Below are 12,982 nucleotides of genomic sequence, written 5' to 3'. Positions count from 1 at the left end.
CGAATTAGGAAGACGGAAAGATTATGCAGCTAGAAGATAAAGTCATTGCCATTACCGGCGCGGCCCAGGGGCTGGGTTTCGCCATGGCCCAGTTATTTGTTGAGGCGGGTGCCAGGGTCGCCGTATTGGATCGCCAGGAAGAGGGCGTGAACCAAGCCGTCCAGAACCTTGGAGGAAAAGCCAGTGGTTTCGTGCTGGATGTGACGGATGAAGCCGGTGTCGAGCAAACTTTTGCCCGGATTGCCGAGCAGTTTGGCGCCTTGCATGGTCTGATCAACAGCGCCGGCATTATGCGTGACGGCATGCTGCTCAAGGTCAAGGAGGGTAAGGTGGTGGATAAGATGTCCCTGGAGCAGTTCCGTTCGGTGCTTGATGTGAACCTCACCGGCTCCTTCCTCTGTGGCCGTGAGGCGGCCAGTCAAATGGTGCAGACCGGCAGTGAAGGGGTGATTATCAACCTGGCGTCGGTATCCAGGGCCGGTAATGCAGGGCAGAGCAACTACTCGGCCTCCAAGGCGGCAGTATCCTCCTTAACAGTCACCTGGGCCAAGGAACTGGCCAGGTTCGGCATCCGTACCGGTTGTATTGCACCCGGGCTTGTGGAAACCGCGATGGCCGCGCAGATGCGCCCTGAAATGCGAGAGCGATTCCTCAGCACTGTTCCCCTGCGTCGCCTCGCCGACCCAGCGGAAATCGCCCATGCAGCTAGGTTTATCTTTGAAAACGACTATTTTACCGGCAGGGTGCTGGAAATCGATGGTGGCACCCGGGTCTGACAAGGCTCAGTGCTGCACAGGGCACCCGGCCAGGGGGAAATCTGATATTCTCCTTGTCCTTCCTGTCTTTACTGGTACAGCTGTAAATGAATAAGGCATTATTTCTCGACCGGGACGGGGTCATAAACCTGGATCACGGCTATGTCAGCAGGCCTGAGCAATTTGAATTTGTGGACGGCATCTTTAACCTTTGCCGGGCGTACCACCAGGCGGGTTACTTGTTGGTCGTGGTCACCAATCAGTCGGGTATTGGCCGGGGTTATTATGACGAGGAACAATTCGCCCGGCTGACTGACTGGATGAAACTGCAATTTGAGGAAGAAGGAGCACCGCTGGCCGGAGTGTATTTCTGTCCACACCACCCAAGTTCAGCCAGGAACGGCTACCTAAAAGACTGTGATTGTCGTAAACCGGCCCCTGGTATGCTGCTTCAAGCGGCAAGTGAACTGAATATTGAGCTCTCGTGGTCCGTAATGGTAGGGGACAAAGTGTCCGATATGCAGGCGGCGGAGCGGGCAGGGGTGCCGACCCGCTATTTTCTTGTTCACAAAAAGGGATGCGAGGTGCCAAAAGGAAGCATCGCCATCTCGTCCTTGTCACAACTTGCCAACCGGCTTCAGGGTTGAGCGGCAAATCGACTCAGGTGTTTGACCCCCTGGCTGAGGCGGCTCATATTCAGTTCCTCGGCCAGTTCATCGCCACTGATCAGATCGTAAACCTTATAGTTGCCCTGTGAATCCACTTCAACGCGACGCTGTTCATCCAGCAATATAAGCTTGCCGTTACTGTTACTGATCAGCCAGCTACGCTGAATATCCAACAGCGATTGCCCGGTACTGTAGTTCTGTGGCGGGGCACTGCAGCCCAGCACGCCCATCAGGGTCGGCAGCAGATCCTCATGGCTGGATACGGCCGCTGACAGGGACTGTGAAATATTGCTATACAACCCTACCCGCTGATTGGGGCGCATCTGCGTTAATATCAATTGGCTGTTGCGGTGCAGATTGCCCGCCAGCAGCAGATTCATCTGCTCTTCGGTGACAAAGCCGATAGCCAGTTTGGGGCCTGGCTGACTCAGGACCTGGGTGAATTCCGACCATTCAACCTGCAAATTCCGTACGCCAGATGAGAGTGGCTGTGCTGAGTAGAGCAAAGTGGGCAGGCCAAGCTTTTGGGCCAGATCCAGCGGCACAGGGCGGCGGTCTTCCAGCGCACTCTGGTACAAAGATGGCAGGCCGTACAGAATCGAAAATTTACCATCCTGCTGATCGGCGGCAATATCGAAATGGCGGGGATGAGCCTTCAGGCCCAGGGCTGACCCCAGATGGCCGAGCTGTTTGGCCTCAAGACCGATGAGCAACACCAGGCTGGTACTTTCGTTAATGCCGCAGTAAACCGGTGCGGCCGGATAGTTGGCGGCCCTGAACTGGCTGTCCAGTTGTAACTCTTTGCGCCGCTGATAGCTCTGGATATCCAGCAGGCCGTACTTGGACATCAGGGTTTTGGCGGTAGCCGGATAAGACAAAGGGAACATATCGTCCTGCTTGATAATGGGCTGATAAAGGTTGGCATCTGCCCAGATATGGCTGCCATGACTGCTGATAAAACTGAGCACGAAGAAGCTCAGGATAGGTAAGCCGACTTTTTGCTTCTGGAAGCGCTCCAGGCGTTTCCACAGGGCATTGGCCATCATCAATTGGAAAGACAGCCAGACCAGGAACAGCAGGCCGAGGAAGCTCCACTGTTGCCAACTGAAATTGGCCATGGCGCTGCGGGTTTCATTGCGGATAACTTCCGCCGACCCCAGGCTCAGATGCAGGCCGTGCTTATTGTACAGCAAGGCATCGAAAGCCAGCAGGGCCAGACTCACGGCTGCCACTACCGAACTGATCCCTTTGACCATCTTGACGTTGGGCACCAGGTAGCACAGGGGCAGGATCAACAGGATAAAGCCCATAAAGGTCAAAAAGGCGATATGGCTGAACCAGTTGGTAAACAGGTAGAGCAATCCCAGCGCCGTTTCCGGCATACGGGAATTGAATACGTAAATGGAGGCAATCACGATGGCAACCAGGATATTGCAAAGGGCAAACCAATGGCCCCAACTGACCAGTTTGGTCACACGTTGCCTTCTGGGGGTATCACCAAGTATCATACGTCGTTTTTCTAATGCTGTTGTTTTGGGCTGTTGATGCTTTTGAGCAATATAGTGGTGAATTGCTCGGCCATTGCCAGGCGATTGGCCGGCGCCACCTGATGATTGAACAGGTTGGTAATCAGATTACCCAGCGCCATCAGGGACAGATCCCGATCGGCCTGGTGCTTCTCCAGTACGCTTATCAGGTCATGGGTGAGTTGGTTGAACTGTTCGTCTGAATATTTGGACTTTTGTGGCATGTCTTCATTCTGCAATGGTTTCTGGAGCCAAGTTTACCAATCCGTCTCGTCTACCGCCATGACAACAGGTTAAATAATAACAACTTAGTGACGCCAGATCGGTCAAGCCACCTGAGTCACCCCCGCTGAGCCGCTGTGCAGACCCAGCCAGGAGCAAGTTCTTACCATGAGTGCCGTAATAGAAAATTTTGTCGTCCATCAACTCAGGATCAATCAGGAGCAGGAGCTGGTATTGATACCCCGTAAGGGCTGTTTCGATATCAGTGTGCAGATTGAGGAACTAGCCCTGCAACTGCATCACAGTTATAACGCCAAGCTTGGCAAGGGGGTGGGCGGCCTGGATGATGCCGAGCATCCTCAATTTGCCGGATTGCTCAGTGCCCTGATACAGGAAGGGGGCGACTTCCACGCTTTCAGCGTGCAGAGTGCCGAGTTGCTGAAAAAGACCCTGATGGACTTTGCCACCCTTGAGACCGGTTTTGTGATCTTTTCCCGCTATCAGTTTCTGGCGACTGATTACCTGTTGATGGCCGTCGTCAACACGAAGGAGCACGTGGAGATTAATCAGGACCTGGAGCTCAACTATTCCGATCACCTGGACCTGGCCAGGATGCAACTGGCGGCCAGGGTGGACCTCACAGAAATGCGCGTCAATGCCGACAAGCAGCGCTATGTCAGCTTTATCAAGGGGCGGGCCGGACGTAAGGTGTCAGACTTTTTCCTCAGTTTCCTCGGCTGCAATGAACTGGTGGATATCAAACAGCAAAACAAACAACTGGTAGCGTCGGTGGATGAGTACCTGGCTGCGGAGCAACTGGATCCCCAGGAAAAACAGCAGAGCCGACAGGCCGTGGCCGATTATTACAAGGAAAAGCTCGACAGCGGCGAAGATATCAGTGTCAGGGAACTGTCCGGACGCTTGCCGGCAGAGGAAAGTCGCACCTTCTACGACTTTGTCAAAGCGGAACAGACTGACAGCCCGTTAGAAGACGCTTTCCAGGCCGACAGGGCTTCTCTCAAAGGCTTGAGCAAGTTCAGTGGCCAGGGGGGCGGCGTTACCCTGAGTTTTGACCGCAGCCTATACGGTGATCGCATTCGTTACGACGCGGGCAGCGATACCCTGGTTATTCGCGGTATTCCGCCCAACCTCAGGGATCAACTGCTCAAAGACAACAAATCCGATTGATTTGGCGTAACAGGGCGAGGTTTTTTTACAACCGCCGCCCGCGCCCCTTATAATGCCGACAGACTTTCAACTTGTGCCAGCCTGATGCAACTATTCGTTAATGATTTGACCGTAATGGATTTTTCCTACCTCTGTCCCCGTCGTGGAATGGTCGGGGAAAGCTGGATTGTGGATGTTATCCTCGACGGCGGACTCAATGAAGAGAGTATGGTGCTGGATTTTTCCAAGGTTAAGAAGCAGCTTAAACGTCTTATCGACCTGCATGTGGATCATAAGCTGCTGGTACCGGCAGAACATGCCTACAGCCTGATAAACCACGACTCGCAGAACGACCAGGTGACGGTAGATTTTATGCGGCCGGAGGGGCGCTCCATCCATCTGTATTGCCCGCCGGAGGCCTACGCCTTTATCTATGCCGATGAAGTCAGCATGGTTTCCGTCAGCCAGTACCTTAAAGACATTATTGCCACAGAACTACCGGAGAATGTGCAGGGACTGACTCTGATGCTGCGCGAAGAAGTCATTGAGGGTCCTTATTACCACTATACCCATGGCCTGAAAAAGCACGAGGGTAATTGTCAGCGTATCGCCCACGGCCACCGTTCAAGGGTACAGGTATACAGAAACGAGCAGGCCGACCCCGCTTGTGAGCAATACTGGGCCGAGCGTTGGCGGGATATCTATATAGGCACCCGGGAAGATCTGGTCGGCCAGCAGCACCTGCATTTGTCGGCGCAGGCCAGGCAGCAGGACTTCAGTGAACATTATCTGTTCAGCTACGAATCCTCCCAGGGGCTGTTTGAGCTGGTGATCCCAAAAGCCGAAAGTAACATTATCGATACGGATTCCACCGTCGAATGTCTGGCCCAGTTTATGGCCGACCAGCACAAGCAAATGCAACCCGGTGCCAGTTTCAAGGTGCTGGCTTTCGAAGGGGTGGGCAAGGGAGCCATTGCCCATGCGTAGAGCACCGAATGATTAGATTATGACCACCAGAGCCTGCCTTAAATCCGCTCAGCCAAGGCGCGGCTGTGCTGGAATATTGTCAATCTTTACTCCGGACTTCCTGCTCTACGCTCTTTGGGCCAGCCTGCGGCTGTTCAACAAACATTCCCAATGTTTTTGTCAAGCAGCCGAATCGCAGGATGGGCGGATGTCAGGCGGCTCCCCAAGGGCAGGGCTGGAATTTCCCCAGACTGCCTCAGGCTTTTCTGGATTTAGCACCACTAAACCCGTGAAAAGACCTGGATTGTCTGGAAAAATTTCTGCCTCCGCTGGTGCTCATAATCTAATCTTTCGCTGCACTGGATGGCTGTGTGGGCTCTTGCTGCTAAGCACCCAAGCCGCTGCTCTGGAATTACAAGGTCCCCTTACCCAGGGCGCCTTGATCAGAGGGAAAGTGGAACCGGGCAGTGAGGTGATGATGGATGATCAGCCGGTAAAGGTCTCACCGCAAGGTCATTTTGTTATCGGTTTTGGCCGTGATGCAAAGCTTGAACACAGGCTCAGCGTAAAAAGGGGGCCGCATACCCAGGAGCATCCTATCGTACTGAGCAGCCGTGAGTATTCTGTGCAGCGCGTAGAAGGGGTGGAACAAAAATATGTTTCGCCTCCCGATGAGGTGCTAACCCGCATTCGTAACGACAACCAACAGATTGCCGCTGCCAGGGCCACCGACAGCGACAGGCTTGATTTCCTGCAGTCCTTTATCTGGCCTGCTGAAGGACCGGTTTCCGGCGTGTACGGTAGTCAACGGGTGTTCAACGGCGTGCCTAAGCGACCCCATTTCGGCCTGGATGTGGCAGGACCTGTCGGCACCCCTGTGGTGGCGCCGGCGGATGGCATCGTCACCCTTTATCAGCCCGATATGTATTACTCGGGAGGAACCCTGATAATCGACCATGGCCACGGGGTGTCTTCCACTTTTATCCATCTGTCGAAAAGTTTTGTCCGGGAAGGGGAAGAAGTCAGACAGGGGGAGAAGATTGCCGAGATGGGCAATACGGGCCGGGTGACCGGACCGCACCTTGACTGGCGGATTAACTGGTTTTCTGAACGTATAGATCCGCAACTCCTTGTCCCTCAGCGAAGTTCAGACTGATATCGGTCCGGGTCTCCTGGCATATTCCGCCATACCTTTTCAGGCCCCGATCAAAGCCGGGCATGCCCTTCCTCCTTTGATGTAACTATCTTAGTTAGCAGAGTCGACTAGACTTGATCCATTGTTAACGTATTGTTTTTAAGACCATATACGTGCTGCGACACTTCCTGCAACAGGCGGGTGCCGTTAACCTGCCCTGTCTGGTATTGCATGTAATAGTTGATAATGGGTGATAAAAGGATGGCAGGGGCATGACTCGACCTGTGGAATGTAAATTTGGAAAAATGCTCACCGGGCTGCTGCTACTGCTGTCCAGCCCTTCTTCTTATGCGCTTGGTACTGCCCTTGCCGGGTGGTCGGCTTCTTCGTTAAATATCCTGTTCATCGCTTTTGGGCTGGCTCTGGCCGGCCTTGTACTGAGCTTGCTTTTCCTGCGTCTCAGACTCCAACGGGCCAGACAGGCCGAGCAACAAATACAGCAACAGACAGAGCATAGGCAGTGGCTGCTGGATGGCTTCAACCTGGGCATGGTGCATCTGGACGGCGAAGGCCAGGTTCTGTATGTCAACCGGGTAGCGGCCTTTATGCTGGGATTGAAGGCCGAGGCCCTTACCGGTAAATCCTTTTCGTCCCTGCTGGGAGAATCGGAACAACACCGTTTTGAGCAGGCTTTGAAGCAGGGACTGGACTGCAAGATCCAGTTCTACAGTTCCAAACGACAGCGTGCCCTGCTGCTGGGTGTGTACCCGCAAAAAACACCAAAACAGCAGATTGCTACTATTTTGTCGCTGCAGGATGTGACGGATTATCAGCAGCAACTGGATCAGCGGCAGGCGGAGCTGCTTCACGAACAAGCATTGGCAGAGGCCAGTCATCTGGGGCGGCTCACGATTAACCTGGGTGACAACAGTGTCACAGGCAGTCCGGCTCTGGCGGAGATGCTGGAGATTGCCGTCAGTGAACTACCAGATACTCTGGCCGAATTTGAAAAACGGGTTCACAGCGAAGACTGGAACAAATGGCGTCAGGTTATCGAAAAGGCCGGGGTGAAGCAGGGGCTCGAGGCAAAATGTCGTATACAGTCGGGTGAAGGACTGCATCACTGCCGGGTGTTCTCCCTGGCCTCAGAGCTGGATGATCAGGGGCAGCCCATCAGATTGGATCTGACTTTTTATGATGCAACAGATCTCGCCCAGCAGCGCCAGCAGACAGAAACTACCCGCCAGGTGGTCAAAGGCCTGATAAGTGGCTGCCCGGATCCTGTTTACCTGCTCGATGAAGAAGGAAAGCTGCAGGAAGCCAACCGGGCTTTCGAGAGCCTGTTCAAGGTCAGTCTGTTGCAATTGCGGGGCAAGGTGCTTACAGAGATGGAGTTCTTCCCCGAAGAGTTGTCAGCATTGCATCAAAGCGGTGGCAGCTTGTCCGGCCTGGCCGCCCCGTCCGGCAAGGAAATACAGCTCAAGCTGGCCGACAACCATCAGCCCTGGGTTAAGGTACGTATTCAAGCTGTCAAGGATGCTCAGGGCAAACGCACTGGCCTGGTGGGCATACTCGAAGATAACACTGTATTAAAGCTTGCGCAGCAGGAGCGTGACAAGGCGTTGGCCAGATTCGAGCAGATGCTGACCCTGGCCCCCATGGCAGTGGCATTAATCGACAGGGAGGATAAAATAGTACAGGCCAACCAGGCCCTGCAACAACGTCTGGGACTGGATTTGCGGGCGCTGCAGGAGGGATCGTTCTATCAGTTGTTCCGCGATCCTGACAATTCGGTCAAGGCGGCCAAACAACTGCATCAAAGTGGACAGTTGCGCGCATTCAGGGCCCAGCTGCGCGGCATAGGCGGCGAGTATCATCCCTGTGAGCTGCACATGGACCTGTTTGACCGCACTGAGCAGACTTACCTGTGCTGGATCCACGACACCAGTGAAAAACAGTTCCAGGAAGACAAATTCGACAGCCTGCTGGAGCACTCCAGCATGCCCATGGCAGTCATGGGTGAGAAGGGCTTTACCCGCCTTAACCCGGCGGCCTGCGAGTTTTTCGCCATAGAGGAAGCCCAAGAACTCTATGGTTATTTCCCTTATTCACAAGCATTGAACAGCGACGCCCAGGCGGCTGACAAGCTGAAAATCAGACTGGAGCAACTGAAAATGGACGGCCGGGCCTTGTCCCTGGTGTGGCAGCATCAAAAGGGGGAGGAGCCGTTACCCTGCCAGGCCACTTATGTGCCCATGTACAAAGGCCAGGAGCTGGAGTCGATCCTGTGTATCTGGATGGATATGCGTGCCATCAAACGCGCAGATGAGGCGCGCCAGGAAGCCATCAACCAGCGCCGGGCGGCTGAAAAAGAAGCAGCAGAGAAACAGCAACTCCTTGAAAGCAGCCAGGACCAGCTTGCCAGCAAGGTTAAGTCATTGGCTGACGCTCAGACCCAGTTGGAGGCTGCCCAGGAGGACCTGTCCGAACAGAAAAACAAGATGTCGGATCTTCAGCAGGCTCATCACAACGTCACCGAGCATCTCAATAAACTGCAGAAGGAATACAGTGACAGCCGGGATCTGCTGTCCAGAGCCCAGAACAGTAACGCCGAACTGGCCGCTCAACTGGAGCAATCCAGCGTTAAAGTCAACGCATTGGAACGGCAACGTAACCAGATCGCCGATGCGTTGCAAAACAGTGAGAAGCAGTACCAGCGTTCCCAGCAGCAACTGGCCCAGAGCGAACAGACCAGTCAGCGCCTGAAGGAGGAGCAGGCGCAACAGGAGCAGAAAATGGCGGAGTTTGTCAGCCAGATTGATGGCCTCAAACAGTCCATGCTCGAGAAGGATCAGCAGATTCAGAACGTCAGTGGCCAGATCAACACCCTGCAATCCCAACTGGCCAGTTCGTCGCAGACAGGGGAGAGCCTGCGTCAGCAACTTATCAACCAGCGCAAGGCCAGTGAGCAGGCTGAACAGCAGCGACGTGAACTGGAGAAGGCCTGTCGGGAGGCACAGCTGGCCTTGTCCAGCAAAGCCAGGCATGTAGAGCATCTGCAGCATGAAATGCAAAAATTTGAGGAAATGTCGAGCCAGGAAAAAGGCGATATGGAGCAGCAGCATCAACAGTTGCTCAGGGAACTGGAAGAGAAGCAGGCGCAGTTGCAACAAACCCAACAGGTGCTGAATGAAACCAAACAACAGGTTGAGCGGGACAAGGCTGAGAAGGCCCAGCAACAGCAGCGTTTGCAGCAACTTCAGCAGGAAATGGAAGAAGTAGAGCGACGCACCAGTGAACAACAGCAAAAAGTGGCGCAAGCGGATCGCTACTGGCAGGCGCAGCAACAGAAACTGCAACAGGAACTGGAGGCCAAACAACAACAGTTGATGGAGACTCAGCAAGTCCTTCAGGATGCCAAGCAACAGACCGAAGCAGAAAAAGCGGAAAAAGCCCGTCAGCAGGCAATTTTTGCCAAGCTACAGGAAGAACTGGCCGAAATGGAAGAGCGCGCCGCCAAGCAGCAACAGCAGATTGCTGAACGCGATCAAAGCTGGCAGGAGCAACAGCAATTACTTAAGCAGGAACTGGACGCCAAGCAGAAGCAGTTGCAACAAGCCCAACAGAAACTGGATGAAAACCAGCGCCTGTCAGAAGCGGAAAAGCTGCAACACCTTGAGCAACAGCAGAAACTGGAACAGCTTAAGACCGAACTGACTGATGTGGAAAGTCGCGCCGCCAGACAGAAAGAGATGATGCAGGGCAGCGATGAGCAGTGGCGCCAGCATCATGAGGAAATCGAGGCGCAGAAGATCCAACTGCAAAAAGCACTGGAGGATGCACAGAGCCAGAATGCCCGCATGCAGGAAAAACTCGCCGGCAGTATGGCGGAGTTGCAAAAGGCCGAATCTCAGGTCAGCCAGACCCAGTCGGGAGAACAGAAGCTGCTGGCCGAGCTGGAACAGGCCCGCCAACAAGCCGAAGCTCTCCAGCAGCGACTCAGACAGCAGGAAGAACAGGAGGCCAGCCTGCAACAGCAACTGGTTAAACAGCAGCAAGCCCTGCTGTCCCGTGAAAAGAATATTCAGTCCCTGCAGGACGAGCAGAAGCAACTCACCGAGCAGTTGCATGCAGTTCAGGATGAATATACCAATACCAAGCAGAGCCTGTCGGACCAGGGGAGCAGCCAGACGGCCCTGAACGATCAGCTCAGACAACTCGAACAGGAACTGAAGGACAGCAAGGCGCAACTGGACAGCAAGGAAAATGCGTTGGAGGAGGCTCAGAAAAAACTCCAGTCCAGTCAGAACAAATTGGCAGAGCAGGAGAAGGCTCTGGTTGCTGCACACCGGGAAGAGTTAGAGCAGGCCAAGCAGGTGCAAAAGGAAGACACTGGCGAACTGGCAGTAAAACCTGTACCGGAAATAGCCCGGCAGCCGATGCCGGATAACCCGGAAGTCTGGTTTGATCTGTTGCCCTACCTGCAGAAAAATCCCCAGGCGGGATCCCTGATGACGGCCCTTAACAGCCTTATGGAAGAACTGCAGGAAGCTACCGAAAAGACAGATGAGGCCATCAAGGCGGAGAATATCGGTCAGGTGTTGCGCCAGGCCCAGAAACTGGTAACCCTGGCTAACCGAATCAATTCGGAACCGCTTATCGATCTCACCAGTCGACTGGAAGTGGCCTGCCGGCAGGGACATATGGACAGCCTGTCGATTTTCTGGCCTAACGTGAAGCGTTCCTTGTCCATGGCCATGCGGGTCATCTACTCTCACCTTCAGGGCTGAATACTGCGGGGTGTCAGCTTGGTCCCGCGCGGGGCCAGCCTTTCCATTAGATAGAAGCATTGTCGACAATCTCACCCATTTGGTTTGACGGAGGGACTCTTTATGGCTATATTGTCGACACTTTTGTATGGCAGAGCCGGTCTACAGTTATGACCATTCTCACCGAACAGCCGGTTACCTCCTCAGACAAGACATTTTTCAAGCTTCGCCAGGACATAGTAGAAGGCAGTATTGCTTCTGGCGCCAAGCTAAGCGAAACCGAGTTGTCGACAAAATATGCCGTCAGCCGGGCGATAATCCGCGAAGCTATCAATCGGCTGGAATCCTGTCATCTGGTGGAGCGCAAGGCTAACGTCGGCGCGCGGGTTGTCTCCCTGACGGCCGAAGGTCTGGTTGAGCTCTACCAGGTGCGTGAGGCTCTGGAAGGCATGGCCGCGAGGTTGGCCGCACAGAATATGACCGAAGAGGAAATTGCCGGCCTGAACGCTTTGCTCAGCAGTCATTTCCAGGAAGTCAAAGGTGGGGAGTCCTACTATCAGGAAGCGGGTGATGTGGATTTCCACTACCGCATCGTGCTTGGTAGTAAAAATAAGCACCTGATTTCGGTGCTGATCAACGGCCTTTACCATCTGGTGCGCATGTACCGGGTGCAACTGGGCATGGCCGGACCCAGGGTCACTACCGCCTTCGATGAGCACCGTCATATTGTCCGCGCTATTGCCAATCGTGATGCCGAACTGGCTGAAATGCTGATGCGCCGCCATATTTTGTATTCTAGAAATAATATCGCTGCCAAGCTGAATAAAGCCGGTGGTAAGTAATTTGAACCAAGAAGGGAGAACCAACATGAGTGCAGGTAAGACATTTCGCCAGGCCCTGGCCGACCACCATCCCTTGCAAATAGTCGGCACCATCAATGCCTATACCGCCATGATGGCCAAAAAAATTGGTCATAAAGCCATCTACCTCTCCGGCGGTGGTGTGGCCAATGCCTCCTATGGCCTGCCGGATCTGGGTATGACGTCCCTGAATGATGTATTGGTGGATGTCCAGCGCATCACCTCGGCCTGCGATCTGCCATTGCTGGTGGATATCGATACCGGCTGGGGCGGCGCCTTTAACATTGCCAAGACCATCCGGGATATGGAAAAAGCCGGTGCTGCGGCCGTCCATATGGAGGATCAGGTGGCACAGAAACGCTGCGGTCACCGGCCCAACAAGGAGATCGTTTCCACTGAGGAAATGGTCGATAGGATCAAGGCGGCGGTGGATGCCCGTACCGATGCGGACTTTTTTATCATGGCCCGCACTGATGCCTTCGCTCAGGAAGGACTGGAAAAAGCCATCGCCAGGGCTAAAGCTTATGTAGCCGCGGGCGCTGACGGTATTTTTGCCGAAGCGGTTCAGACCGAGGAGCATTACCGGGCCTTTGCGGAGGCGCTGGATGTGCCTATCCTGGCCAATATCACCGAATTCGGCAAAACAGAATTGTGGAATAGGAAAGAGTTGGGCGAGTGGGGCGTGGATATGGTCCTTTATCCCCTGTCAGCCTTCAGAGCCATGAACAAGGCAGCGGAGAATGTCTATCAGCATATTCTGGCCGACGGTGATCAGAGGGCGGTAGTGGACAATATGCAGACCCGCATGGAGCTTTACGATTACCTGGGTTATCACCACTACGAGCAGAAGCTGGACCAGCTGTTTGCCCAGGGCAAAAACAAGTAAAACCACAACGATATAGAACTCAATACCC

General features: G+C 54.2%; 10 protein-coding genes. 8 read left to right on the top strand and 2 right to left on the bottom strand.

The features are described 5' to 3' along the window. Positions 1-23: 23 nt before the first annotated feature. Together J0A66_RS04850 and gmhB are read left to right on the top strand one after the other, a co-directional pair. Complete coding sequence (locus J0A66_RS04850; RefSeq protein ID WP_206572656.1) at positions 24-776, top strand: SDR family oxidoreductase; 753 nt, start codon at positions 24-26, stop codon at positions 774-776. 86 nt (positions 777-862) lie between these two features. Beyond that, a complete protein-coding gene (gene gmhB, locus J0A66_RS04845) occupies positions 863-1,402 on the top strand; it encodes a D-glycero-beta-D-manno-heptose 1,7-bisphosphate 7-phosphatase (protein ID WP_206572655.1) in 540 nt (179 codons plus the stop codon). Here gmhB and J0A66_RS04840 read toward each other — a convergent pair. After that, positions 1,393-2,931: a DUF3413 domain-containing protein gene (locus tag J0A66_RS04840; protein WP_206572654.1), complete on the bottom strand. Its 1,539-nt coding sequence runs from the start codon at positions 2,929-2,931 to the stop codon at positions 1,393-1,395. The genes gmhB and J0A66_RS04840 overlap by 10 nt on opposite strands. Before the next feature lie 11 nt (positions 2,932-2,942). Beyond that, positions 2,943-3,173, bottom strand: a complete 231-nt coding sequence (locus J0A66_RS04835; RefSeq protein ID WP_206572653.1) for a YejL family protein — start codon at positions 3,171-3,173, stop codon at positions 2,943-2,945. Positions 3,174-3,339: 166 nt separating this feature from the next. On the opposite strand from J0A66_RS04835, the gene yejK reads away from it, so the two are divergent. From yejK to prpB, 6 genes are all read left to right on the top strand, one after another. Then, positions 3,340-4,359 carry a nucleoid-associated protein YejK gene (gene yejK, locus J0A66_RS04830; RefSeq protein ID WP_206572652.1) on the top strand — a complete coding sequence of 340 codons (1,020 nt, stop codon included), beginning with the start codon at positions 3,340-3,342 and terminating at the stop codon, positions 4,357-4,359. Between the two features lie 84 nt (positions 4,360-4,443). Then, complete coding sequence (locus tag J0A66_RS04825) at positions 4,444-5,325, top strand: 6-carboxytetrahydropterin synthase (protein ID WP_206572651.1); 882 nt, start codon at positions 4,444-4,446, stop codon at positions 5,323-5,325. Between the two features lie 346 nt (positions 5,326-5,671). Continuing rightward, positions 5,672-6,460: a M23 family metallopeptidase gene (locus J0A66_RS04820; protein WP_241264041.1), complete on the top strand. Its 789-nt coding sequence runs from the start codon at positions 5,672-5,674 to the stop codon at positions 6,458-6,460. 251 nt (positions 6,461-6,711) lie between these two features. Continuing rightward, positions 6,712-11,229 carry a PAS domain S-box protein gene (locus tag J0A66_RS04815; protein WP_206572649.1) on the top strand — a complete coding sequence of 1,506 codons (4,518 nt, stop codon included), beginning with the start codon at positions 6,712-6,714 and terminating at the stop codon, positions 11,227-11,229. A gap of 149 nt (positions 11,230-11,378) precedes the next feature. After that, the gene (locus J0A66_RS04810) at positions 11,379-12,050 is read left to right on the top strand and encodes a GntR family transcriptional regulator (RefSeq protein ID WP_206572648.1); all 672 of its coding nucleotides are present in this window, start codon (positions 11,379-11,381) and stop codon (positions 12,048-12,050) included. 25 nt (positions 12,051-12,075) lie between these two features. Beyond that, a complete protein-coding gene (gene prpB, locus J0A66_RS04805) occupies positions 12,076-12,954 on the top strand; it encodes a methylisocitrate lyase (protein WP_206572647.1) in 879 nt (292 codons plus the stop codon). Positions 12,955-12,982: the final 28 nt, after the last annotated feature.

The sequence above is a fragment of the Bowmanella dokdonensis genome (assembly GCF_017254865.1).
GTDB lineage: Bacteria > Pseudomonadota > Gammaproteobacteria > Enterobacterales > Alteromonadaceae > Bowmanella > Bowmanella dokdonensis.
This window is presented reverse-complemented; position numbering and strand designations above follow the sequence as displayed.

Excerpts from the sequence above, each read along its gene's own strand:
- J0A66_RS04850 (WP_206572656.1), top strand. The coding sequence starts at position 24 with ATGCAGCTAGAAGATAAAGTCATTGCCATTACCGGCGCGGCCCAGGGG.
- gmhB (WP_206572655.1), top strand. The coding sequence starts at position 863 with ATGAATAAGGCATTATTTCTCGACCGGGACGGGGTCATAAACCTGGAT.
- J0A66_RS04835 (WP_206572653.1), bottom strand. The coding sequence starts at position 3,173 with ATGCCACAAAAGTCCAAATATTCAGACGAACAGTTCAACCAACTCACC.
- J0A66_RS04840 (WP_206572654.1), bottom strand. The coding sequence starts at position 2,931 with ATGATACTTGGTGATACCCCCAGAAGGCAACGTGTGACCAAACTGGTC.
- yejK (WP_206572652.1), top strand. The coding sequence starts at position 3,340 with ATGAGTGCCGTAATAGAAAATTTTGTCGTCCATCAACTCAGGATCAAT.
- J0A66_RS04810 (WP_206572648.1), top strand. The coding sequence starts at position 11,379 with ATGACCATTCTCACCGAACAGCCGGTTACCTCCTCAGACAAGACATTT.
- prpB (WP_206572647.1), top strand. The coding sequence starts at position 12,076 with ATGAGTGCAGGTAAGACATTTCGCCAGGCCCTGGCCGACCACCATCCC.
- J0A66_RS04815 (WP_206572649.1), top strand. The coding sequence starts at position 6,712 with ATGACTCGACCTGTGGAATGTAAATTTGGAAAAATGCTCACCGGGCTG.
- J0A66_RS04825 (WP_206572651.1), top strand. The coding sequence starts at position 4,444 with ATGCAACTATTCGTTAATGATTTGACCGTAATGGATTTTTCCTACCTC.